General features: G+C 55.6%; 24 protein-coding genes and 3 pseudogenes. 24 read left to right on the top strand and 3 right to left on the bottom strand.

Annotation, left to right across the window (positions count from 1 at the left end):
- Positions 1-39: 39 nt before the first annotated feature.
- The gene (locus BLU76_RS04145; protein ID WP_092148057.1) at positions 40-2049 is read right to left on the bottom strand and encodes an arylsulfatase; all 2010 of its coding nucleotides are present in this window, start codon (positions 2047-2049) and stop codon (positions 40-42) included.
- Between the two features lie 1195 nt (positions 2050-3244).
- Here BLU76_RS04145 and BLU76_RS31775 point away from each other — a divergent pair.
- The 4 genes and pseudogenes from BLU76_RS31775 to BLU76_RS31435 all read left to right on the top strand — a co-directional run.
- Positions 3245-3511: a hypothetical protein gene (locus BLU76_RS31775; RefSeq protein WP_170867270.1), complete on the top strand. Its 267-nt coding sequence runs from the start codon at positions 3245-3247 to the stop codon at positions 3509-3511.
- Positions 3511-3690, top strand: a pseudogene (locus BLU76_RS32135) (GAF domain-containing protein); the annotation flags it as partial. The gene BLU76_RS31775 and the pseudogene BLU76_RS32135, both read left to right, overlap by 1 nt.
- Positions 3691-3953: 263 nt before the next feature.
- On the top strand, positions 3954-4760 hold the full coding sequence (locus tag BLU76_RS31765) for a sigma-54-dependent Fis family transcriptional regulator (RefSeq protein WP_170867269.1): 807 nt from the start codon (positions 3954-3956) through the stop codon (positions 4758-4760).
- A gap of 67 nt (positions 4761-4827) precedes the next feature.
- A pseudogene (locus BLU76_RS31435) lies at positions 4828-4938 on the top strand (isochorismatase family protein); the annotation flags it as partial.
- A gap of 2 nt (positions 4939-4940) precedes the next feature.
- Here the strand turns inward: BLU76_RS31435 and BLU76_RS04125 are convergent.
- Positions 4941-5117 (bottom strand): annotated as a pseudogene (locus BLU76_RS04125) (histidinol-phosphatase); the annotation flags it as partial.
- 91 nt (positions 5118-5208) lie between these two features.
- On the opposite strand from BLU76_RS04125, the gene BLU76_RS32130 reads away from it, so the two are divergent.
- Positions 5209-5376, top strand: a complete 168-nt coding sequence (locus BLU76_RS32130) for a hypothetical protein (RefSeq protein ID WP_371915034.1) — start codon at positions 5209-5211, stop codon at positions 5374-5376.
- A 342-nt stretch (positions 5377-5718) separates the two neighbouring features.
- Here the strand turns inward: BLU76_RS32130 and BLU76_RS04115 are convergent, their stop codons facing one another.
- Positions 5719-6630 (bottom strand): helix-turn-helix domain-containing protein, encoded by a 912-nt coding sequence (locus BLU76_RS04115; protein ID WP_371856969.1) that lies wholly within the window; start codon positions 6628-6630, stop codon positions 5719-5721.
- Positions 6631-7396: 766 nt separating this feature from the next.
- Here BLU76_RS04115 and BLU76_RS04110 point away from each other — a divergent pair.
- From BLU76_RS04110 to BLU76_RS04015, 19 genes are all read left to right on the top strand, one after another.
- The gene (locus BLU76_RS04110; RefSeq protein WP_092254354.1) at positions 7397-7609 is read left to right on the top strand and encodes an AlpA family transcriptional regulator; all 213 of its coding nucleotides are present in this window, start codon (positions 7397-7399) and stop codon (positions 7607-7609) included.
- A 14-nt stretch (positions 7610-7623) separates the two neighbouring features.
- Positions 7624-9192 carry a ParB family protein gene (locus BLU76_RS04105; protein ID WP_256572629.1) on the top strand — a complete coding sequence of 523 codons (1569 nt, stop codon included), beginning with the start codon at positions 7624-7626 and terminating at the stop codon, positions 9190-9192.
- The gene (locus BLU76_RS04100; protein ID WP_092148069.1) at positions 9189-9749 is read left to right on the top strand and encodes a DUF2857 domain-containing protein; all 561 of its coding nucleotides are present in this window, start codon (positions 9189-9191) and stop codon (positions 9747-9749) included. The genes BLU76_RS04105 and BLU76_RS04100 overlap by 4 nt, the downstream gene beginning before the upstream one ends.
- A gap of 4 nt (positions 9750-9753) precedes the next feature.
- On the top strand, positions 9754-10899 hold the full coding sequence (locus tag BLU76_RS04095; protein ID WP_092148200.1) for an STY4528 family pathogenicity island replication protein: 1146 nt from the start codon (positions 9754-9756) through the stop codon (positions 10897-10899).
- Positions 10900-11078: 179 nt separating this feature from the next.
- Complete coding sequence (locus tag BLU76_RS04090; RefSeq protein ID WP_092148072.1) at positions 11079-11870, top strand: PFL_4669 family integrating conjugative element protein; 792 nt, start codon at positions 11079-11081, stop codon at positions 11868-11870.
- Positions 11870-12370: a DUF3158 family protein gene (locus BLU76_RS04085; protein ID WP_092148074.1), complete on the top strand. Its 501-nt coding sequence runs from the start codon at positions 11870-11872 to the stop codon at positions 12368-12370. The genes BLU76_RS04090 and BLU76_RS04085 overlap by 1 nt, the downstream gene beginning before the upstream one ends.
- Positions 12371-12381: 11 nt before the next feature.
- A complete protein-coding gene (locus tag BLU76_RS04080) occupies positions 12382-12786 on the top strand; it encodes a single-stranded DNA-binding protein (RefSeq protein WP_063321915.1) in 405 nt (134 codons plus the stop codon).
- 286 nt (positions 12787-13072) lie between these two features.
- A complete protein-coding gene (locus tag BLU76_RS04075) occupies positions 13073-15088 on the top strand; it encodes a DNA topoisomerase III (protein ID WP_092148077.1) in 2016 nt (671 codons plus the stop codon).
- 461 nt (positions 15089-15549) lie between these two features.
- Positions 15550-16806, top strand: coding sequence for a DNA cytosine methyltransferase (locus BLU76_RS04065; RefSeq protein ID WP_092148083.1), 1257 nt, complete (start codon positions 15550-15552; stop codon positions 16804-16806).
- Between the two features lie 204 nt (positions 16807-17010).
- A complete protein-coding gene (locus tag BLU76_RS04060) occupies positions 17011-17415 on the top strand; it encodes a hypothetical protein (RefSeq protein ID WP_092148086.1) in 405 nt (134 codons plus the stop codon).
- Between the two features lie 122 nt (positions 17416-17537).
- Positions 17538-18020 (top strand): STY4534 family ICE replication protein, encoded by a 483-nt coding sequence (locus BLU76_RS04055; protein ID WP_092148089.1) that lies wholly within the window; start codon positions 17538-17540, stop codon positions 18018-18020.
- Between the two features lie 138 nt (positions 18021-18158).
- Positions 18159-18461, top strand: coding sequence for a hypothetical protein (locus BLU76_RS04050; RefSeq protein ID WP_092148092.1), 303 nt, complete (start codon positions 18159-18161; stop codon positions 18459-18461).
- 168 nt (positions 18462-18629) lie between these two features.
- Positions 18630-19157: a PFGI-1 class ICE element type IV pilus protein PilL2 gene (locus BLU76_RS04045; protein WP_092148095.1), complete on the top strand. Its 528-nt coding sequence runs from the start codon at positions 18630-18632 to the stop codon at positions 19155-19157.
- Positions 19154-19819, top strand: coding sequence for a hypothetical protein (locus BLU76_RS04040; RefSeq protein WP_092221595.1), 666 nt, complete (start codon positions 19154-19156; stop codon positions 19817-19819). Before BLU76_RS04045 ends, BLU76_RS04040 begins: the two co-directional genes overlap by 4 nt.
- A gap of 17 nt (positions 19820-19836) precedes the next feature.
- On the top strand, positions 19837-20547 hold the full coding sequence (locus tag BLU76_RS04035) for a TIGR03759 family integrating conjugative element protein (protein ID WP_371856972.1): 711 nt from the start codon (positions 19837-19839) through the stop codon (positions 20545-20547).
- Positions 20548-20597: 50 nt separating this feature from the next.
- Entirely contained in the window at positions 20598-21107 is a 510-nt protein-coding gene (locus BLU76_RS04030; RefSeq protein ID WP_092148203.1) for a transglycosylase SLT domain-containing protein, read from the top strand.
- Between the two features lie 53 nt (positions 21108-21160).
- Positions 21161-21532: an integrating conjugative element protein gene (locus BLU76_RS04025; RefSeq protein ID WP_256326576.1), complete on the top strand. Its 372-nt coding sequence runs from the start codon at positions 21161-21163 to the stop codon at positions 21530-21532.
- Between the two features lie 2 nt (positions 21533-21534).
- Positions 21535-23664, top strand: coding sequence for a type IV conjugative transfer system coupling protein TraD (gene traD / locus BLU76_RS04020; protein ID WP_092148106.1), 2130 nt, complete (start codon positions 21535-21537; stop codon positions 23662-23664).
- Complete coding sequence (locus BLU76_RS04015; protein ID WP_092148109.1) at positions 23661-24410, top strand: TIGR03747 family integrating conjugative element membrane protein; 750 nt, start codon at positions 23661-23663, stop codon at positions 24408-24410. The genes traD and BLU76_RS04015 overlap by 4 nt, the downstream gene beginning before the upstream one ends.
- The last annotated feature ends 88 nt before the right edge of the window (positions 24411-24498 follow it).

Below are 24498 nucleotides of genomic sequence, written 5' to 3'. Positions count from 1 at the left end.
ATCGCAAGGAGCGCGAAACTAACGCGCTCCTCCCGTGAATCAAGAGTATTCACGCAAGAAGATCCGCAATCCCAGTCCCGTACTCAGCAACCAGATCACAGCCAGCACAACTAACAGCGCTAACGCCATCCCGAAGCGCCAACGGCGTCGCTCGCCCCGTAACGCAAGAGCTATCTCCAACCCGCCCAAGCCCATCAATAGCATCAGCGCCGGATTACGCCACGCCGTAAATGTCAGCCCGAGCAGAACAAGCTTGCTTATTCCCAGCCCGACTGAAGTTGGTTGGCCGTATTTCCCCATACTCCCCCGACCTTTCAGCCCGACGGCGAACTGCCAGGTTATTATCGCGAAAGCCAGCAGCACCAACCCTTTAAACAAAGTATGAGCAACCGCAATGGCACCCGGCGGACTATAGATAATTCCATGGTCTTGCTCATAAACGGAATGGGCATTTCGCAGCTCCGCCAGAATCTCAGGATGCTGCCGTGAGAGATCCCGGGTCTCCCCCGGGTCGGTCCGCAGGTCGAATAACTGCCACAACCCCGAGCCAAGCGGCATCGGCGTCTGGACCGCCTTCCAATCTCCGTCGATATATGCGCGGGAACCGTGCATCTCGTAGCCCACTCCATTCAGAGGCTGCAAGCGGGCAGACTGGTCATATAGCAGGGGCAACAGTGACCGCCCTTCAAGAGGTGCAAGCGTATTATTCTCAAGAGCGGGATGCGAGATGCCCACCATTGCCAACACCGTCGGTACAATGTCTCGCACATGGGTAAATGCCGAGACATTGCGTCCGATGATGGGAGCGCCTACAGGTTTGACGATAGCGGGAGTTCGGATCCCCCCCTCGTACACGAAGAACTTGAACATGCTGAAAGCTGCGGTGCTTGCCGTAGCCCAGCCAGCACCTTGGGAAATGAAGGAACCGTTCGCACCACGATTCTCCAGGGAATTGTCAAAGGATTCGTGATAGCTGCGTGTGTGTGTTGAATACACCTTGGTCGGAGCACCGTTGGCCCCGTTATCGCTCATGAACAGAATTAGCGTATTGTCTAACTCGCCCTGGCGCTCTAACAGATCTAGAACTCTGCCAATCTGCTCATCCATGAAATCGATCATCGCTGCGTAGACCTCCATGTCTCTACGGCTATTGGCCCGCTCGCTCTCACTCAGCGAATCCCATCGTGCGACCACTTCGGGCCAGGGGGCCAGCGTGCGCGCCTTGTCGATCAGGCCTAGAGCCTTTAGCTCATTAAAGCGTTTTTCCCGTAAGACCTCGTAACCTGCATCATAGACGCCTCGATACTTGGCGATGTAATCGGACGGCGCTTGAAGCGGATCATGGGGCGCCGTGTAGGCTAAATAGGCAAAGAATGGTTTCTGGCTGTCCCGATCCCTCTCCAACCATTGCACCAACCAATTCGTGTAATCACGCGTTGAATAAAAACCCTCCGGCAACTTGTCGACAACTTCGCCGTTTCGCACATACACCGTAGGCTCGGCAGGATGCAGCGGTCTGGCGTCCGAGTAATGGCTGGCCCCACCGGGCAGGAGTGCGAAAGACTCCTGGAAGCCCCGTTGCGAAGGGCCGTAACGAGGCTCGTCTCCCAAATGCCACTTACCAGACTGATACGTGCGGTACCCATGCCGAGCGAGAACTTCCGCGAGCGTCACGACTCGCTGATTCAGATGTCCTTCATAACCCGGTCGCCCCACCTGATCATCCGACAATACCTGCGAGCCTATGCCTGATAAGTGATTGTCAACGCCGGTCAGAAGCACTGAGCGCGTGGGTGCGCATGTCGGCAGCGTGTGAAAGTTGTTCAGCCTTATGCCAGAGGATGCCAGACGATCAATGTTAGGCGTATGGATATCGCTGCCACCAAACGCCCCTATATCCGTATAGCCCATGTCATCGGCTACGATGATCAGGACATTGGGTGTTCTCACACCAGCCTGTTCGGCGTGCACCATACCTGCCAGAAAAACCAAAACAGCGCCCCAAAAAATCTGCAGGTATAGATTCATGCCACGTCTGATAATGAGCATCAAAAGCCCCTTATTGGATTTTTTTCAGCCCACAGCACGCCATTATGTGGGCCCCTTAAGTCATAACGAGATTGAACAATCGTGTTCATTTGTGAGAGTATATAATCTAAAAGAACACAATTGACAACTTGCATCTCAAATCTAACGGGGCTCGCGTTATTGGCATACTTATTCTGCCGCACAGCCGCGGCGACTCGATATCCGAAAATGGAGTGGAAAGGGACGAACCCAGGCAGATTATTGGCATGAAGGGCCGGAAGGGGAAAAGTCGGGCGAAGCAGGGAATGCCCCGCAGAAATCTAACGCGGATGGCGGTTTCAGTCGCCCTAGTGCGATTGAAGGTGATTCGTTCCGCCAAAGCGCGTGTGTAGTGGTCACGTGGATACTTCGGCCTATCTAAGACTGATTTGCGGATAACTCCCAGAGACATGCGCTCCTAGGTGCCTGCCCTGTGCTATCTGAATCGCCATTTTTCCGCCGTGAGCCGCCACGTTGAGTGCGACTCCATCCGTGTCGCCGAGTGTGTAGTCATTACCGGTCATTCGTGCGTGCCAATCGGCCGTTTCCGAGAGTGCCCATCGCCAATCGAAGGAGTGCTCATCAAGCTTAAAAAAAGCGGAGATTCTGTTTCGGCTTCGTCACTCGGTGACGACTAGCTAACCTGCTTGCTACCCAGTATCAACGCTACGCCCCCCAGCACAGTCACAGATGCAACGATTATCCTTACGCTAACGCCTTCACCGAGAAAAAATACCTGCCAGCAAAGCCAGGATTGCTGATCCACAGCCCACACGGAAACAGCTTTGATCTTACGATGGATGAGATGTCACTTCCCTGCTGTATCACGGGTCACTTCATGGAGTGCTTGGGCAACCTTCGTTGTTTCCGCCCTTAGGTAAAATTGCAACCGGGTTAGCGGCCTGATGTGTTGCGCTAGATAGATGAGACTTTTTGCTCCAAGACTGAAAATTCTCGCGCCAGAGTCTATGGTAGGTAGTTGCAGCTGCGGTCTACGTCTAATAACTAGACGCAGTGATAGCCCTTTGCGGACTTCACGCCTGATTGGAGCGTTTCATGCCCCTGCATAGCACGCAGATCCCCCCCCAGCGAACTCGCAGCGCTCGTCAACGACCACTTTTCGGAACGTGGAATCAGGCCGGACGGGGTCATTGCTCAGTCCTGGTATCGCAGTGTCGTGGAGCACCGCCTCGATCCTGGCGCGGCAAGCCGTAAGAACATCCTCAGCGCCGAGGACATCCGTCGCCATCAGCAACAACACCAGCAATACCTATCCATCGCCAGTCAGGGCGTCAGTGGACTGGCGCGACGTGTGGTGCCCGCCGGCTTCGCCGTGCTGCTGAGCGACGAACACGGCATCACCCTGGATTCCCGGCTGCCCAGCCAGCACGACACCTACACACGATCAGGGCTGGTGGTGGCGCGCGGTGGGACGAGTCGGTAGTGGGCACCAATGGCATTGGCACGACCCTGGCGGCCGCGCAGCCGCTGATCATTCATCGTGAGGAGCACTTCCTGGCGTCCAACTTCCGCTTGAGCTGCTCGGTGGCACCGATCTTCGACGCCCAAGGCCTGTTGCGCGGCTGCCTGAATGCGACTTGCATGAACAGCGACGGTCCCCGGGAAAGCCAGTACCTCACACTGCAACTGGTCATCCTGTACGCGCGCCTGATCGAGAACGCACACTTTCGCCAGAGCTATCGCGACCGCCTCACTTTATCCTTCAAACCCATCGATGAGATCGCCGACTTGGCGAATGAACAATTGCTCGCTCTGAATGATAGCAGCTGCGTCATCGGGGCCAATCGTGCCGCTTTTGTCGCTTTTGGGTTGGCCGGCAAGCCAACGCTGCTCGGCGCGCCGTCGACAGCCTGCTGCCGACCACGGTGGACGAACTGCTTCAACTCACCAACGGCGGCGCCCAGGGCGTGCGCTTACGGGGTCGTCAGGACGAAGCGTTGCTGGATGTCGGCCTGTGCATCCCTTCCGAACGGCACCGCCCGCTCCCCGTCGCCCGCCCCGCCCGTCAGGCCCACCCGGACCTGCAGCAACTCACCGGCCTCGACGCCCGGCTACAGCAAAACACTCGGCGCGTGCGCAAGGTAATCGACAAGGGCATCCCGATCCTTATTACCGGCGAAACCGGCACCGGCAAGGAAGCGTTTGCCCGTGCAATCCACCATGCGAGCAACCGCCGCGCGGGGCCTTTCGTGGCGTTGAACTGCGCGGCGATTCCCGAGACGTTGATCGAGAGCGAGCTGTTCGGTTATCGCGCCGGCAGCTTCACGGGCGCCAACCGAAAAGGCATGAAAGGCAAACTCGAACTGGCGAACGGCGGCACGCTGTTTCTCGATGAAATCGGCGACATGCCTGCCCACCTGCAAACCCGCTTGCTGCGGGTGCTGGCGGAGCGTGAAATCTCGCCCCTGGGGGCCGAGACGCCGGTGATGCTGGATGTCCAAGTGATCTCAGCCACACACCAGGATCTGAACACAATGATCGGCGAGAAGCGCTTTCGCGAAGACTTGTTCTACCGCCTCGCCGGGATGAACCTCGCACTGCCGGCCTTGCGCGAACGCAGCGACCGAGCCGAGCTGATCGAAACGCTGCTCGCTGCCCAGACCGGCGCCCGCGGCTTACGGCTGCACACCGATGCCCCGTCAATGCCTGTTCGATCCCACCTGGCCCGGTAACATTCGCCAGTTGCTCAATAGCCTGCGCTACGCGGTGGCCCTGGCTATTGCACCCGAAGACCATTAGCCTGTGATTGTAAAAAAACACATCAACGCATTCAGGGAAACTGATCTAAAAGAACAGCTGGAAGCTGCTGGCATCCAGGAATTCGTGGTAATAGGCGCAATGAGCCACATGTGATACCGATCCTGAATCAGCTCGCGCATGGCACGTTCAGGAGCCTTGTCGGCCAAGGTGACAGGATCGAAGACCCACGTCCCCCCTGTCTTCGACATCAGCTTTGCGCGAAAGTAGGGTTGAATAGCAACAGCGGCAGCCTCAGCTAGCTGCTCTGCAAAAACGTGGTACTCATTCATCAAGCTAGCTGCGTGGATCGCCGCATACCAGGCAAGTGCCGCAAGCCAGCTCAATACAGAAATCTCGTCCACTGTACTAGCCGAACAGTTCATGAGCATGACTTCCAGCGATGTGAAACTGCGCGCCATTGTCGGGCTGATCCATCCCCCGCTATCGGATATGGCGATCGATACGATCGTGATGAATGCCGTCAATACCTTCCTCTATGGAGTGACCGCTCGCACGGACTCATCACGCAGTTCCTGCAAACAAGCGTGACCTTGTATTTGATCACCTCGCGGAAACTGGGAATACTTGCAGATGTTCGGTCTTCACATTGATCACTGAGATGAAGGCCTAGACGGCAGCTGCTTTCGTGATGTATCTCAATTCACGGGCGTTTGTGGGATGAGAACTGGCCCCGAAGCGACATAATTAGCACCTAGAATCCTGGAGCGAGAAACGAATTTAGTATCCCAGCAGAATATAAGGTTTCCCGTTATTTGTGGGAGCAGATAGTGATTCTCGACTGTAAATCACACTGTACAGGTAGCGGAGACGTTAACGGATGATCGCCTTCCAGATGCCAGGTTCTGACCCTATAAAAAAAGGGACGGTTTTCTATGATGACACTAGCCTAAACGTCCCTCCCTCGAACTCCGTCCGCGATAAACGCTCACGTAAATCGGCATCCAATCTCGAATCCTCGGGCCGGTACAATCGAGTCCGCTTCAGAGCATCCTCTTGATCAATATGGGTGCCCAAGAAAGTCCACACCACACGCGTGCATGTCGGTGCGCGTTGGTCTGTAGCCGATACCCCTAGCTTCAGTCCATTGAGCCGAGACAAACGGCTTTTGTAGCTAGGAATCAGGATGGTCTGGGTGATCTCATTATTCGTCAGCGATTCGTAATCGAGAAGAAACACTCGGTCTCGCAGGTAGTAGGCAATTCCCTTGTACAGGTATCGCTCAAAAATTTCTTGCCCCGCCTCGACCGTTTGTACTCGCTCATGACGCTCATACACCACCTGTCCAGCTTCCTCGTGCAAATGGACCAATGAGCAAATGATTTGGCCGGGCTCGGTCATGGCGTAGTAATACTCATAGTAATACCCAAGCAACGTCGAGGCTCCGTCTGACGAGCATTTGCCTAGATGATCGAACATCCTCAACGCGGCGCTCAGCGGCTCGGTTGTTCGAGAGCGCGATGGGACACCAATCAGGGGGAGAAACTGCTCGGTTGGCAGCGCGATCTCGCCCTCCTCCACGCCGAAGAAATCACAAATTCGCTTCAGGTTGTAAGGCGTGGGTCGGCTGCTGCCGTTCAGATACTTGGTGAACTGCCCCCGGTTGATCTTCAGTTTGCGGCACACCTCTGCGACAGATCGATAATGGCGGCACAGATGGTACAGGTTTGATGAAAAGTGATCATACATACTTGAAATTTTCAGTCTCAGAGCGACAAGCCCATTAAAGTAGCAGCAACTCGCATCAGATAATGGCGCTTCGAGCACTTGCTTATGAGAAGACATTAACGAAATATTGCCCTCGCAAACCGTCGCGAAACATCTTCACGTAAGTCACTGCAACATATGGTAAGGAATACCACATGCTCGAAGTCATAAACGACTTCCTTCCAGGGAAAGGTCTTGTCACTGTCAACCTCACATCCGTTTCACTATGTGTAATAGACACGCAAGTTTCTTCAGAATATTTCTGTCTATTACCCGCATGGCAACCCTCTCATGCTCGCTGCATGTATCAGCGTGAGCCTCTCAAAGACAATGCTTTGGCAGTGAGTTCAAGCCTGAACCGTGTTGATCCGCGGCGTCTTCGAGTACTCATTCATAACGCGTACGATCCGCGAACAACGCAACGCTGCGCCCTCTCCAATGCAATATCTAGAAATCATCAGCTGTCTACCAGTTAAACGGGTATGTGCCTTGACGCATTGAATCTTTCGTCGTTCCCAAGCATGCAGTTCCATAGATGGACATTGCAGGCTATGGAAAGACTCATGATCAAAATGAACAGTTCAACGGCACCCACGCTTACTACCGTGTGCTAAAGACGGCATTTCAATCTAGCAGTCTGCCTGAACATCCCTGCATGTATTCGTAAAGCTCACTGTACCCATGAAACATTTGCAAACAGTTTACGAACTACGCCGTTGCTGAGCCCAACCATGACCTGACCGCTGCAACCAAAGCGCGCATTAGCGACGCTCGTTTGCCTTGAAACATTATTACCCGTGCTCTATCAGGCGCGATCAATCGTCAAGGAATGTCAACCATGCCTATGCATATTGATTCAAAACCTCCCCTTCATGAGCTTCGCATTTTGCGACTTTCAGACGTCGAGCAAAAAACGGGGCTCAAGCGCTCGTTCCTTTACAGCCTGATGAATCAGGGCAAATTCCCAAAATCCGTCCGCCTAGGCGTTCGGGCCGTAGGCTGGGATGCCACGGAAGTCGATCAGTGGATTGCCGATCGTTTAAGCGATCGCGGCTAAGGAGTTATGCGAGCGTGGCATCAACCTTCCCTACACAAGATCAGGCGTCTAAACGTGTTTCAAATGCGCCTTGCGAAAACGCTGTCTCGGCATGCTCGAGCGATCCAGAGGTCGAAACGCCTATGGTCGTCACACTGGACTGCTTGAAGCCCTACGACCTGGACCCGAGGGTCACGCGCAATCCCAAGTACGATGAAATCAAGGCGTCCATCCGCCAGCGTGGACTCGACTCGCCGCCGCCGATTACCCGGCGTCCAGGTGAATCTTGTTTCCGCGTGCGCAACGGTGGCAACACGCGGCTTTCGATCCTGCGCGAGCTCTGGTCTGAAACAAAGGACGAGCAGTTTTATCATCTGACCTGCACGTTTCGCCCTTGGCCCGAGCGCGGTGAAATCATTTCCCTGACAGGCCACCTAGCTGAGAATGAAATGCGCGGCGGTCTGACATTTATCGAGCGCGCGCTCGGCGTTGAGAAAGCCAGGGAGCTTTACGAGCTTGAGAGCGGAGCGCCGCTTTCCCAGTCAGAGCTGTCCAGGCGCTTAACCTCGGACGGCTACCCTGTTCACCAATCCCACATCAGCCGGATGCGAGATGCGATTCACTACTTGCTGCCTGCGATTCCCAACGTTCTGTACGGAGGGCTAGGCCGACATCAAGTCGAGCGCCTTGCTGTGCTTCGACGGACCTGTGCCAAGATCTGGGATGAGCATGCAAAAACAAAAATCCTGACCATCGATTTTGCATCCCTTTTTCAGGAAGCTCTGATGTTATTTGATGGAGCAACGGCCGATTTTTCTATCGACCGCGCTCAGGATGAGGTCATTGGGCAAATGGCTCATTACTTGGGTGTTGACTACGACACGCTGGCCTTGGCGTCTGAGGCAGGCGAAAAACGTGAGCAGGCATTAACTCACGTTCCGAGTCATCGCTACGCGCCCTGCCCTCCAAAAACGGCTGCTTCGGACACCGGTCTGGACCTCCCAACCGTCCCGTCTATCCCGACTGGCCCTCCAACGAAAACTGTTCAGGCGCTTAAAGAGCCTGACCATCCGGATGCATCTGGTTCTGATCGCCTGCAATCCATCCAAGCGTTGGTGGCCAGACATACGGGCGATGAACCCTCTCTGGCATCTGACGTCCTGCCGTTTTCACAAGGGAGTCTCTTCCCTATTTCGGACATCTGGAACATTGATCCGGCACTGGATGAGCCACAACGCCTGCGGATACATATCAGCCAATTCGCACGTGAAATTTGTCAGGACGTTGCCCAGGCCGACCTCATCACCGAAGTGGATGAAGGGATCGGCTTTCGTTGTCGCCTCGAGACGGTACCCGAGCATCCCTCACAGTTAACCTTGGTCGCCTTGCTCGAGACATTGACGACCAATTCCTCTGTACCAAGCGTCCCGATGCAAATCGGCCCTCTTTTATTGGGAAGCGCACATCGGGATGCCCAAGCATACCGATTGAGCGACGCCAATCTGATCAAATTGTTTCGCTTGATTCGTTTAGCCCGACGCTTGATTGACCTCAAATCAGAATTTGGCACCGACCAGAACATGCACACCAAGGAGGACTCATGACGACACCCCATCCGATCAACCAAGCCGTTATAGCCCAGGCGCTGCATGATCTGCGCAACGGCCAACTCAGACGCTGCAAGACCATGGGATTTGCTGATGAGGATTTGGCCGCCCTAAAGGAGCCCGGGCTGATCAGTGTCCTGCTCAATGCCCGTGTGCCTTGGTGCACGGTCCAGATAAACCGTGGCGTACTGCAGAAAATCCTCGGTCAGGCAGAAGACGTGGGGCTAGAAATCGCCAGTGTTGATCGGATGCTGCACCTGGGCGCCAGTACGGAGATGGTCAGTCAGTTCTACGGTCTGACTCATCAGGAAGTGGCCCTGCGTCGCAACATTTTGGGACTGCCCAAGCGTAAAGGCCGGCATCAGGTGCTCAGCGAAGCACAGGACACACTGCTCTGGGAGCGTTGGCATCCACAATTCAAGGCACGAAAAATTTCGGTAGACGATGACCGAGCTTTACTGGACCTGACGCTTGATCTGGCTGAGGAGCTTTCGTACCCGGCCTCTGTGGTTTGGGCATCATTGCGTGACTGGATCAATCAAGGGTTGGTCTAGCATGATGAAAAGCTCGGCCCCCAAACCTCTCTCCTCCGTGCTTGATAGCGCCCTGAAGAGTTTGTGTGCCCAGAGCACGCAAGGGAATGGGGACGGTTTCCTGTTCAGTGGCAACCGCCATGAAACCGTCCCCAGGGCGTTGCTTCTCGATGAGCGTTTGACCCCGCTTGAACGCAATGCCTGGCAAGTTTTTCGGCTGCTGCTCAACGACGACGGAGTCACCGCTTTTCCGACCTATGACCAGTTACGTAAGTATCTGGCCTCCGTACCCTGCGGCGCCCTGGCCTCCCATGAGTCAGTTGCGAAGACCTTGACACTCCTGCGTCTGACGAGGTGGTTGAGCTTGGCCCGTCGACGGCGAGATGCGTGTACCGGACGTATGCTCGGTAACCTGTATGTCCTGCATGATCGCCCTTTGACGCCCTTTGAAGCTATGCAGATCGATCCCGAATACATGGTATTGGTCAGCCACACGCTCAAGCACGCCAATAAGGGTATTCAGCGCGTCGGATTGGCGGTGCTCGAAGAAATAAGCCATGACCCCAGCGTCCAGACTCAATTGCTGCCCAGCCATCTACAGGTTTTAGCCTTGCGTCTGCAGCAAGCGCAGGCCGTCAATGTTGCGCCAGATATGCCGACCGAAGAACGTATCTCTCAGGCTCTTCGGAAACAAAACGCCCCGTCTTCGGTATCCGAACCAGGGTCCAAAGCCCCGCAGGACCACTCTCTTCGGCATCCGAAGCCTGCGAGTATGTTAAGTACAAAAGCGTTAAAAACACTACGTACTGGCGAGTGTTCGCAGGAAGGTTTCGAGCTGGATCTCCCTCCCCGCTTTTCATCGCTCACGCCTGCACAGCAATCGGGTGCCAAAGTGGCGTTGCAGCGATTGCCAGGCGAATTGCGGCAGGCAGTCCTGGATGAATGGGCAGCTCGGTGTCGAGAGGCCCACATACGCAATCCAGCCGGCTACCTGTTTGGCATTTTGCAGAAAGCGTTGCAGGGTCAATTCACCGTCTGGGCAGCCAAGGAACAAGCTCCTGAATCGGGTGGAACGAAGCCCAGCCCCAAGCAAACTCAGAAGACGGAGCGGGACCCAGCTGTTGCTCACGCCTATCTGGACGAGCTCAAGGGCCTGCTGAAGGAACGATGACGGCAGGGTATCGAGCTATCCCCTGGGGATAGCTGTCGCCCCCACCTCCGCAATCACCAATCACCAATCACCAATCACCAATCACCAATCAGGCTCGCACTGCCTGCGCTTTGTTCAATGACAGCGTCCCGCCGTGCCGCAAAGCTGGGCACCCTCCCACAGTCCCTGAGTGACTTCCCATGGCAAACGACCTGCAACTGAACCTCGGTACATTGCGCAGTAGCGTGCAATTGACCTTGCACACCCATCACGCCTCTCGCATCTGGCATGGGCGAGACGCCTCCCAAGGCCGAGCAACGATCATCGGCCTCAACGGTTTTATTGCCGTCATGAACAAAATGAAACGTGGCGCGGAATTGGATGACCCCTACGCCGACGCTTGGATGTTAAGAATCGAAGACAAGCTCAACGCTACCAAAGACATCCTCAACGTCTTGAATGAGCAGGTGAACCTGGCGCTCGCAGAAGTGCCTTCCGCCTTGAGCTTGGGCGAGAACCTTAATGTGCAGCCGGTCAAGCTACCGCTATTTGTCAACGCCCAACTTGGCTTCATGGCGGTGTATCTGTTGGCAGACTATGACGACCTGGCGCGACGTCTGATCCTGGCTCATCACACCGCATTGATTGATCGCTCCAGCTTAGAACGCTGGCTTAACGAAGGGGCGCACGCTTTGCGAAGCCTGTTCAGCCTGGCTCAACAGTACAAATCATCCGGCTTGAACCGTGAGGACTATCAGGCCAATACCTCTTTGGCGATATCGGCCAAAGAACGTTTTGGTGAGATTGATCAAGACATTCTGGAAGGCACCCGTCGCTCGCGCTTTGCCCCGCCCTTGGTGCGCCGGCTCACGATCAGCGCCCCTCAAAGGGACGAAGAGAACACCCTGGATGTTGCCATCGACAGTGAAGCGCATAGCCCTCATGAACCTGTCTCCAGCGCTCGGGAGCAGCCAGCAGAGGACGAGCGCTGATGGCATTGCACTATTTCAAACCTTTGGTTCATTCAGAGCTCGAGCAACTGCAGCATGCGGCCTACCTAAAAGGCCTTTTACAGCCTTTTAAAGGTAAGGGCTGTTTGGAGGACTGGGCCAGCGATTGCAATGCACTTCGTGACGGTCTGATTGAGCTAGCGCAGGCACGAATCCTGACCCAAGCTCGGCGTTATCCCTTCAACCTGCTGGCAGCCCAGTTGACCCGCCACAGCACGGGGGCTGGGACGACCTTTCTGCGCTGGCGCAACCCCGACCGAACCAACATGGGGGTATTCCTGTGGCAGCAATGCATTGAACACGAGGCCACCCCCAATCTGCTGATTGACGACCTCTACGCACTGGAGCAACAGCGGATCGTGCTGAATATGCAAATCAGCATGACCCACGTCCTGGCCCGCCAAGCCAATGACTGCGCCATCAAGATGGCGCATGCCGAAGCGGTCTATCAACACTGCGTTAAACAACGCGCCCTTGTATAAGCGAGCCCCTCATGAGCACTCATTTTTTCGGTGAAGGTAATATCGGATCGGCGCCCGAATTTCGGGAATTCAACAACCGCAATGACGAGCCCAGGCGTCTGCTGAGGCTCAACGTTTATTTCGACAACCCTGTCCCTGTCAAAGACGGCTATGAAGATCGAGGCGGCTTCTGGGCGCCGGTTGAAATCTGGCACCGTGAAGCAGAGCACTGGAGCACGCTGTATCAAAAAGGCATGCGGGTGATGGTCGAAGGACGCTCGGTCAAGGAGGAATGGGCCGATGCGGATGAGAACGCACGAGTGACGTTCAAAATCGAAGCGCGGCGTGTGGGCATCCTGCCCTACCGGGTCGAACGGGTCACACTGGGTGGTAAATCATCTGCCGCCGCTACTGATGGTGACGACCACCCGCATTGATCCTAAGAAGCGGGAGAGCGGCTGGCCCAGTCGTCAGTCGCTCTATTGCCCCAAAACGCTCTCAAGCCCTACTGCGTTGTGAGTGTCCACTGACGTCCATCCTGTTCCAGCCAGCGGCACATGACGAATTCGCTGGTGCAAAGCCCCCCTGCTCCCAAGCCTGGCTCATGGTTGCCTCTGCCGACTGATCATCAATACGCTCTGATGCAGAATCGGTTTGAGAGTCGCGCGCACCGTCTCCTCTCATGCATCTTCCTGCCCTCTCAACTGCTTTGCTGGGCATGACATGCGACTCTTTCTGTGTGAAAAACCTTCCCAGGGCAAAGACATTGCCAGGGTACTTGGCGCCCGACAACGTGGCAGCGGCTGCTTCAAAGGCGTGGGTATCAGTGTGACCTGGTGCATCGGACACTTGGTCGAAGCGGCACCACCTGAAGCTTATGATGAACGCTTCAAACAGTGGTCGCTGGACCATCTGCCCATCATTCCGAGCTCGTGGCGTGTCCACGTCAAAGCGAACACGGCGGCTCAGTACAAAATCGTCAAACAGCTACTGGCCCAAACATCTGAATTGGTGATCGCCACTGATGCGGATCGCGAAGGCGAGATGATTGCTCGCGAGGTGCTTGAGCTGTGTCAGTACCGCGGTTCTATCCAGCGACTGTGGCTGTCAGCACTTAACGAAGCCTCCATCCGCAAAGCCCTGAGTCAGCTACGACAGGCAGAAGAAACTCAGTCCCTCTACCATTCTGCCCTTGCCCGCTCACGAGCGGATTGGCTGATCGGCATGAACATGAGCCGACTGTTTACCCTCCTGGGCCGACAGGCAGGGCTCAACGGAGTGTTGTCGGTGGGACGTGTGCAAACGCCGACCTTACGCTTAGTGGTTGATCGGGATCGCGAGATCGAACGATTTGTACCAACGCCTTACTGGGTTATCCAGGTGAAGCTTGAAGTACTGGGGCAAGCGTTTACAGCGCAGTGGGTGGTACCCGACAGTGCCACTGACGAAGCTGGCCGCTGCATCAGGCAAGCCATCGCTTTGCAGTCGCAGCAGAGCCTCAGAGCGACAGGGATTGCACAGGTATTGGAGGTTGAGACGCAACGAACTCGAGAGGCTCCGCCGCTCCCCTTCGACTTGAGCACCTTGCAAGAAGTTTGCTCAAGACGCTTGGGCTACGGCGTGCAGGAAACATTGGACATTGCTCAATCGCTTTATGAGACCCACAAAGCGACGACCTATCCGCGCACAGACTCAGGCTACCTTCCCGAAAGCATGTTGCACGAGGCAGAAGCGGTCTTCGCTGCACTGATAAAGAGCGATCCTGGCGTGGGCCCTTTGGTGCAATCCGTCGATCCCACGTTGCGCTCCCGGGCTTGGAACGATAGCCATGTCAGCGCGCATCACGGCATTATCCCGACACTGGAACCGTTTGATCGGTTGGCCTTAAGCGAACGCGAATGCGCGGTCTATGAGTTGATTCGTGCCCGTTATCTGGCGCAGTTTCTGCCCCCTCATGAGTACGACCGCACCGCCGTGAAGCTCACCTGTGGCAACCATGCATTGAAAGCCCATGGCAAACACGTCGTGGAATCAGGTTGGCACCAAGTATTGGGTAGCGAATGCCCCCCCAACGACGACGAAGCGTCGCCACGCAGCCAAGCGCTACCAGACCTGCATTCGGGTGTTTGCTGCAACGTGGTGGACGTGGAGCTAAAGTCCCTCAAGACTCAGCCCCCCAAAGCTTATACCCAGGGAGAGCTGATCAAGGCCATGAAAGGCGTGGCCAAACTGGTGACAGACCCAAGGCTGAAGCAGGTTCTCAAGGAGACGACAGGCATCGGTACAGAAGCCACACGGGCCAATATCATCAGCGGTTTGCTGAGCCGAGGGTATCTGTACATCAAAGGGCGATCTGTACGGGCTTCTGAGGCAGCCTTCACCTTGATCGATTCGGTACCTCCCGCCATAGCGGACCCGGCCACCACCGCCATCTGGGAGCAGGCGTTCGACATGATCGAGGCCGGCCAACTGACGCTGGAGGATTTCCTAGCAAAACAAACCGCCTGGATCAGCCAGTTGGTCGAGCATTACCGTACGACGACCTTGGCGCTCCATAGCCCTGGCGGCCCGAGTTGCCCTTTGTGTGGGGCGCCGATGCGTCAACGTGACGGCAAGCACAACAGGTTTTGGTCCTGTACTCGGTATCCAGAATGTCGGGGGGCTTTACCCATCGCCTCGCAAGGGAGGGTGCCCCCACGCCACCGAAAGCCGCGTCGTTCAAAACCTGGAAACGCTTGAACGACCTTGCCCAAGCTCGCTTCTCCTTCTGAAACAGCGAGCGCGCCAAGCCGAGCAATAGCCGGTGGCACGGAGGAACACATCGTCTGAGCTGTGCCTGCAGCATGATGGTTCAGTAGGACAGTGCCGTGCTGAAGGGTCCCCTGATCGCCTTCCCCGGGGCGATCAGGAGACCCTTTAGGGTGGACATAGTCGGTACCGGACCCCGCCGGTCAAACAACGAGCTCCTTTTGTACGCGGATGTGTGCCTGATGATACCGACCCACGCCACGAAACGGGTCGGGTGCGATGCTTGTGAAGGCGCCTGGCCTGACGACCGCCAAGCCCGGAACAGCCCCACGGGTGGCCTCTCTGTTCAAGCCGAAGGTCACGCCTTCGGCGCCTTTGTCCTTTCTCCCACTTTGCGCCGTGTCCGACACCGCTCGGGCACAGAAAGGCGCGCCTGCAAAGGACATACCCCCATGATTCAAACCTCTCCGCCACTGCAATACGCCAGTGTTTGCAGCGGGATTGAAGCGGTGACCGTCGCCTGGAAGCCTTTAGGTCTCACCCCGGCTTGGTTTTCCGAAATAGCACCGTTCCCTTGTGCGGTGCTGGCCCATCATTACCCAGCCGTACCTAATCTCGGTGACATGAAGCGACTGGCTCGCCGGGCACTCGACAGAACCATTGCTGCTCCTGCCATTCTGATTGGCGGCACGCCGTGCCAGGCATTCAGTGTGGCGGGTTTTCGCGCGGGCCTCGCAGATGCTCGAGGTGCTCTGACTCTTACATTTGTGGAGCTTGCCAATGCAATCGATCAAGTCCGAATACAACGAAAGGAACCTGAAGCCATCATCGTCTGGGAAAACGTTCTCGGCGTGCTCAACGATAGGGGTAACGCCTTCGGATGTTTTCTCGCAGCACTGGCTGGCGAAGAACATGAACTCGTCCCCCCAAGGAAGACTTGGTCGCACTCAGGTGTTGTGTTTGGTCCCCAAAGAACAGTCGCGTGGCGCGTCCTGGATGCCCAATATTTCGGCCTGGCCCAACGACGCCGTCGTGTGTTCCTTGTCGCAAGTGCTCGTGTGGGATTCGATCCCGCCGCGGTACTTTTTGAGCGCCAAGGCCCGCGCCGGGATACTGCGCCGCACCGCACGCTACAAACGCAGGCTGCCACCCCTGCTGGCGCAGGCCTTGCAACCTTAAGTGCCCCCTTACGCGCCGTCGCGTTCAGCAACGCTTATGGCATGGCCAACGGCCAAGGCGGGGCTGAGGCGGCGTTGGAATGCTGCCCTACACTGACCTGCAATCACGACGTTGCGATTGTGGTGTGTGGCACAGCACACGGCCCCGTCTGTGATACCTCAATTCCCCATCTGCTGCACCAAAACGTTATCGCATGCAACAGCTGCCACGCGCGTCCTACGGCCAGGCGCCTGCTTCCCATTGAGTGTGAGCGCTTGCAGGGACTACCCGATAACTACACACGCATTCCCAGGCGTCATTACGCCATAAGGCGCATCAGCCACCGTCGGCCTCTGGACATGTGGGAAGTCACCGACAATGGCTGGATGCTGATGGCTGCTGACGGCCCCCGTTACAAGGTCATAGGCAACTCAATGGCCGTCCCCTGCCTGACTTGGCTCGGTAAACGTTTGCTCGACGTGCTTAGAAATCCGGAGTCTTTCAGCGAGGTATTGATCACTGACAGGCCGGCTAAGAAAAACCATTCTTGACCACGCAAGTCTGATCACTGATCAGCGCATGCCCAGGCAGCTAGGGTCTTCAAAGCTGCGTCGTGAAATGTTTCACGCCGGCCCCGCCCAGTCCGCCCGGCATCGTTTCCGTGGACGTGCGCCTTCGAAGGCGTTGATGCCTGTCTTTCGCCGTGAGGGTTACCCACACCTTTCATTTAAATCAGATCCAAGGAGTCATTAGCGATGAAAAACGCTCCCGCTACTCAACTGTCGTCCCTGTCCCAGCCTAAGCCAGCCGCACAACTTGCTGATGTCGGCAATACAGCAGCCGCTTTCTTCGCCGCTTGGAAAAAAGGCGTTGCCTTAGCCGGTTTCACCTATTTTGGTGACGGTTCTAAAGCTGGCTTCAACAAGGCCAATTGCCGATGGGATCTGCGTCCCATCATGCGATTGATCGATAAAAACTTCGAAGTCCTGAGCAATCAGGAACGGATATTAATAGCTGCAATGGTGAGCTTCCACGACACCCAAAAAGGTTGTGAGTTGCTCAAGCAGGCAGGGGTTAAAGGCTTGGCTGACCTGGGCCTTTTAGACCCTCTACAGCGAGGCATTATTGCTTCGCTGATCCTTCATTACCACGGCTGGTAATCAGCCTCTTTATTCACTGGGGCCTGGCAGTTTTCCCCACTTTTCAAACCAATCACCCATTGGGGGCGACTGCCCCTTCGGGAGAGGCGCCTCCATCGTTATTCCTAGCCTGGAGGCATGTCATGAATCCTACGTTTGATGAAACGACCTATTTTGACCTTCACATCACTGGACTGGGTTACCTCAATCGCATTCGTGAAGTGAAGCTCAAGAAAGGTGAATCATTCCTAGCTTGCGACATCGCAGCGCTCAATGGTCCGACGGACTGCGCTGAGTATCGGCGTTTCGACGTTCGTGTCACAGGCGAAGATGCTCAGGTACTGGTTCGGCGCTGTGCCAGAGCCGTTGAGTTGGACCGTAAGGTCCTGGTTGGTTTTCGTCTGGGAGACCCCTGGGTGGACACGTTCACTTACTCCAAAGGCATTAACCAGGGACAGTTGGGTGTGAGCTTCAAGGCCCGATTGCTCTTGTTGAACTGGATCAAGATCGACGGTGTTTTGGTGCATAAGCGCGAACCTTCGAATCAAGACGGCCTGAAATCCGAAGCTACAACTCAACCAGTGAATGCAGCCCCTCCATCACCCGAAGAGGACTTTGCATTCTGATCTCAGATCCGGCTACGGGTCTTGGTTTTTCCTCAACGTCGTCATTCAACGTCGACGTTTGAAGCTCCCACCCTCCCTCGTAAGCCATGACGCCCGAGGGCGGTGTCATGGCCCCACTTTTTGAATAGGAAGCAGACCATGATTGTTATCAAATTTGGAGATTCGGCCAAACCCTGGTCCGAGCACGGCGCTTTGGTTATGACCCCGGGCGTTGATGCACTGATGAAAACGAAACGATTAGATCCGTTCCATTACTTCGGCCGTCACATCTTGGGCGACTGGGGCGATATCTGTGATGAAGATCGTCAGCTCAATGAAGATGCGCTGCAATCGGGTTATCGTCTGATGTCTGCCTACGATGTTGAACCTGGCTTGAGATTGTGGGTTATCACCGAAGCTGATCGTACCGTGACCACCATTCTTCTACCTGAGGAATATTGAGGCCTGCGGCCAGACCTCTCTAGCACTTCAGTTAATCCTCGCAACGGCCTCCTCGGAGGCCGTTTTCTTTGATGGCCTTGAAACAGGTAACGGGTCATTACCTATTGATGGCTGCTACAGAGTCACCTGCTTGAGATCGTTCGCATATCCCATCCAGGAACTCCTAATATGCCCACGATACAGATGCGTCTGCTGCCCTTCATGCTGTTGAGCCACCTAACCCTGACTGCGTGCCTGTCTACGGAACGAACATCCCTAGAACAGGCGGTGCCGAGTCTGCCCCAGCCCTCTTCCGAGCACTACATCCCCGTTCAACGATATGGTCGATACACCCTGGTGGAACTGGCGCCGCACGTTGCACAACAAAACCTTCTGCTTCAAGCGATCGATATCGATCTTCCCGGCAATTGGTCCATCTCAGTTGCTGATGCGCTGCGCTATGTCCTTTTGCGCTCGGGGTATCGACTATGTGATCGCACACCAGAAAACGCGGCACTGTTTGCCCTCCCCCTCCCTGCACCTCACCTGAAGCTCGGCCCTGTTCAACTTCGCGACGCGTTACAGACGCTTGCGGGGCCAGCCTGGGCGCTGCAAACCGATGATCAGCTTCGCCTGGTCTGCTTCATCCCTGTTGCCGGGGCTGCCAAACCCAGCCCTACAGCACAAGCGGCAGTCAATCTGGAGGTCGCACAATGATATACGCCACCCTGCCTGGGCCTCGTTTGCACAGTCGCCTTAAACGCTGGACGCCTGCGCTTGTATTCACGCTGATGAGCTGCGTGCTCGCCTCTCATCAGGTGTCGTTGTCGAAGCTGGCCCAGGGTCTGAGCGACCATCCTGACGTTAATCGCCTGGAGCATCTTGAAAGTACGGTGTTAGGGCTAGAGCAAGCTGTCCTGCAAGTGCAACAGACAGCGAGACACGTACCCAATCGTAACGACCTGGAGGATCTGCAGGTTGATCTGAACAAGCGCCTGGTAGACCTGGAGAACACCTTAGCAACACATACGGCGCAGCAGGATTTGCAACCATTGCTGCAACGATTGGAGCGGCTCGAATCCAGTCAGAAATCAATCACGCAAACTCCCACTCCCACTCCCACTCCCACTCCCAAACAAGCCAAGCCCTCTATTCAAAAACCGAAGAAAGGCGCTGAGCCTAGCTTCCAGATCTTGGGTCTGGAGCTACGAGGCGCAGTGCAGTTTCTGTCTGTCGCACCAGTAGGTGTCCAAGCGCTGGATCAAAGCCAACTTTTGAGGATCGGCGATACCTATCTCGGCTGGAGGCTTGAGCACCTCGACGAGCAGACGGCAGTGTTTTCTGTCGACGGCATCACGCACAAATTGAACGTTCGATAGGAGTGGCTATGTTCCACTTGCATTTACTGCCCTTGCTGGCCCTGTCGCTATGTTGTGGGGTTCAGGCACAACACTTCACTCCGAGTACCCTCGCTGGGCTCAAGTCCAAGCCACAAACCGATACGGCGGTTTCTCTTGAAAGCGCGTTATTGGCTCAACAATGGGGGTTGGAGCGAGAAGAATTCGACCGTTTCACTGCACTGATGCGCGGCCCACTGGGTACGTACTCCCCTCACCTGGACCCATTGAGCGCTTTGGGGATCGAGGCCCGAACTGATGCTGAACGGCAGCACTATGCCCAGCTTCAGGTTGAAGCCGAAGCTGTACGTGTCGAGAAGTTACTCTCCTATCAACGTGCCTATGATCAAGCATGGAAAAACCGATTTCCGGGGATGGTACTGATCAACCCTCCTCCGTTGCACAGTCCACTACTGATCAAGACCGCCGGAAGAAAATCTGTTTTCGTGCGCCTTGACTGTGCTGAATGCGAGCATCGGGTCAGGCAACTACAAGCCTCAGGGACAGCGTTCGATCTTTACATCATTGATAGCCAACATGACGACAACGGCATTCGTCAGTGGGCTCATAAAGTCGGGATCAGACCCATCAAGGTTCGAGACGGAACCATTTCAATCAACCATGACAAAGGACGTTGGGTATCGATCGGTGATGCCGGAGAACTGCCGGCTGTGATGCAGGAGGTCAATGGCAGGTGGGTGCGACAGTGAGTACTTGCAGTCCACTGCTTCGCCTCCTGAGCCTCGCCAGTCTTTTTGGGATGGGTTTTGCTGAAGGGGCCGTGACCGCTCTGGAACCTCCCCCAGCCTACGGTTCAACTGCGCGGCGAATGGGAGTGCCTGCGGAACTGTTGTTTGCAGTGGCGCTACAGGAAAGCGGCGTCACGCTGCGAGGCCAACGAATGCCATGGCCCTGGACGCTCAACATCGCGGGGGACTCCCGTTATTTTTCCAGAGAATCTGATGCCTGCGACACGCTTCAACGAGCCCTCAAGCACCACCCTCCCTCGCAAATAGACGCAGGTCTGGTCCAGATCAACCTGGGTCACCAACGCCATTTCTATCGGCACCCTTGTGAGTTGCTGCAACCTCATCGGAATCTGGAGGTTGCCGCCACCATCCTGCGTAACCATCACCGCCAGGGCGAAGATTGGCTCCTAGCTGCTGGTCGTTATCACCGTCCGGCAGGCGGACCGTTGGCTACACGCTACCGAGATCGCATCCGCAAACACCTGGACCAATTGGCTTCAAAAAGGAGACTGCAACCATGAAAAATACCATTGGGTGGATATGCATTCTTTTAGCACTCCATTGCACTCCATGCATGGCGGACAAATCGATGCCTCAATACGCAGAGGACCGCTTTCGCGAAGACGACCTACTGCCGATTCACTCCAAGACCTTGTCCCCCGGAACCGTTAAACGCAGGCCCCTGAATGCCTCTGGTTTACCGGCATTCTTCCTGATCGGAGACGACGCGCTTTCACGATCTTGGCTTAGGCAGCGACTACCCCAACTGACCAAGCTCAAGGCCGCCGGGTTGGTCGTCAATGTGGAGTCCAACGCATCACTCATTCAACTTCGTCAGTTAGCGCCAGGTCTCACCCTGTCTCCCGTCTCCGCCGATGATCTGGCCCAACGACTGCAACTTCAACACTACCCCGTTTTAGTCACGGCCAGCAGTATCGAGCAATAACCATGACGCACAACCATGGCATTGAAACGCTGCTACGACCGGCGGTGGAGTTGTATAGCGTCGCTGCATGCAGCTCCGGGGCGATCCTATGTATCACAGCGCCGTGGTCATTAGCCCTAGCGCCTGCTATCGGTGCAGCCGCGGCCTGCGCCTTCGCGGTTCTAGGCGTCATTCGCCTAAACCAGGCATGCACCGTTTTGCGCTATCGCAGGCAGATGAGGCGATTGCCACGCTATATGATGACCAGCCGTGAAATCCCAGTCAGTCATCAGCGCCTGTTTGTGGGAAAAGGATTTCGTTGGGATCAACGCCATACCCACCGACTGATGCAGACTTACCGACCGGAATTCCGACGTTATGTAGAACCCTCGATTCTGTACAAGTGGGCGCGCCGGCTGGAAGCAAGACTTGAATTCTCCCCTCACCCGTTGAGCCAGCTCCCCCGTCTCACTGGCTGGGACCATCCACTGAACCCGATGAGGCCATTACCGCCAGTGGGGGGTATGCCACGGCTTCATGCTGTAGAGCTTCAAGAATTGGATGTCTCCCTCCCCTTGGGTGAGAGGGTCGGTCACACGCTCGTGCTAGGCACCACTCGAGTTGGAAAAACTCGACTTGCCGAGCTATTCATCAGCCAGGACATTCGTCGCGGCGAGGTCTGCATCGTTTTCGATCCAAAGGGTGATGCCGAGCTGCTCAAGCGCATGTACGTTGAGACCCAACGTGCAGGTCGCGATGACGAATTCTATGTCTTTCACCTAGGACAACCCACAATCTCAGCCCGATACAACGCCATCGGCCGTTTCGGACGTATCACTGAGGTGGCATCCCGAATTGCCGGACAACTATCCGGTGAAGGTAACTCTGCTGCTTTCAGGGAGTTTGCCTGGCGCTTCGTCAACATCATCGCTCGTGCCCTGGTTGAACTGGGCCAACGTCCGGATTATTTGCTGATCCAGCGGCACGTGATCAACATCGACGCGCTATTCATCGAATATGCGGCTCACTTCTTTGCCGAAAAAGCTCCCAAGGCTTGGGACGTCATCGTGCAACTGGAAGCCAGGATCAATGAAAAAAACACTCCGCGGCACATGATGGGTCGTGAGAAACGGGTCGTGGCGATTGAGCAATACCTGGCGCAGGCACGCCTGTATGATCCTGTGCTCGACGGACTGCGTTCAGCCGTGCGCTATGACCGGACCTATTTCGACAAGATCGTCGCCTCCCTACTGCCTCTGCTGGAAAAACTCACCACGGGTGAGATCGCCCATCTATTGGCTCCCGACTACACCAATCTGAATGACTCGCGACCGATCTTTGACTGGATGGAAGTCATGCGCAAACGTGCTGTCGTTTACGTTGGCCTCGATGCACTTTCGGATGCCGAGGTGGCCTCTGCCGTGGGTAACTCCATGTTTTCGGACCTGGTGTCTGTGGCCGGTCACATCTACAAGTTCGGGGTGGACTTTGGGTTGGATAAAGCAGTGGCAGATAAGAAAATCCCCATCAACCTCCATGCCGATGAATTCAACGAGCTGATGGGAGACGAATTCATCCCGATGATTAACAAAGGTGGTGGTGCCGGGATTCAGGTCACGGCCTACACCCAGACGCTCAGTGATATCGAGGCACGAATCGGAAACCGGGCCAAGGCGGGCCAGGTCATCGGCAACTTCAATAATCTGTTCATGTTGCGCGTTCGTGAAACGGCCACAGCCGAGTTACTCACCAACCAGTTGCCCAAGGTGGAGGTGTATACGGCCTCGGTGATGAGCGCTGCTACCGACAGCTCAGACCCGCATGGCAACACTGCCTTCACTTCCAATACTCAGGATCGAGTCACCGCCACCTCAGTACCCATGATTGAGCCTGCCCATGTGGTCGCCCTGCCCAAAGGGCAAGCCTTCGGATTGATTGAAGGCGGTCAGCTTTGGAAGATTCGCATGCCACTCCCCGCACCAGATCCCGATGAAGTGATGCCCAGGGACCTCCAAATGATGGCCAGCTACATGCGTAAACGTTACGTCGCGGCGGATGATTGGTTGAATTTGGCAGCCTTGCTCTATCAAGATGCCCCACTGCCAAAGGATCTACTCGAAGAGTCTGCACCGTCCGAGCAGACCGAAGAATGAGCGAACCGTCATCGACAGCGCAACGTCAGCAGCGGCAGCAACAGGGATTTGTGGTCGGTTTGATTACACTGCCTTTCCGGTTTGTCGCTGTGTTGTTCGGGGCGCTGTTGCTGAACATCGTGATCGAGTGTATCGGTATTTATGCCTTCTGGCCTGAAGATGGCTGGCGACATTCAAGACAGATGTTTGAATATGAGCTGGCCCAGTTGTCCAATGACTTCAAACGCAGCGCATTGGTGCAAGAACCAGGTGGCAGCGCCAATGCAATTGTCCAGTTGGTGTATGAAGGTGTGCTGATCAAGACCGGAATCATTAGGTCTCTGAAAGAAACATCGGAGAGCGCGACCCGAGCCCACGCTGAGGCGCTTCACCAACCTCACTACTACATTGCGCTGCTGTACATACACTTGGAAAACAACCTGATCGCTGCGGCATTTTGCGTCCTGGTGTTCGTCGTTCGGCTGATGGTGCTGTTTCTCTCAGTGCCGCTGTTGTTTATGGCGGCCTTCATCGGCTTGGTGGATGGACTCGTACAACGTGACATCCGTCGTTTCGGTGCAGGTCGTGAGTCAGGCTACGTCTACCATCGAGCCAAGGCCTGTGTGATGCCGTTGCTGACATGGCCCTGGGTCATTTACCTGGCGCTGCCTGTGAGCTTGAATGCTGCCTGGATTCTGTTACCTGGTGCGATTTTTCTGGCAATCACTCTTTCCCTAGCAGCCAGTAGATTCAAGAAATATCTCTGACCGTTGCTAGTGATATATCGGCGATCAATAGGGGGTTCTCCCATGACATATTGATCGCAGCATCAGTACGTCCCCCCTAGCACTATCG

Origin of the sequence: Pseudomonas sp. NFACC08-1 (assembly GCF_900106735.1) — a bacterium.
Classification (GTDB): domain Bacteria; phylum Pseudomonadota; class Gammaproteobacteria; order Pseudomonadales; family Pseudomonadaceae; genus Aquipseudomonas; species Aquipseudomonas fluorescens_Q.
The sequence above is the reverse complement of the archived record's forward strand: the minus strand, read 5'-3'. Positions and strand labels throughout refer to the sequence as shown.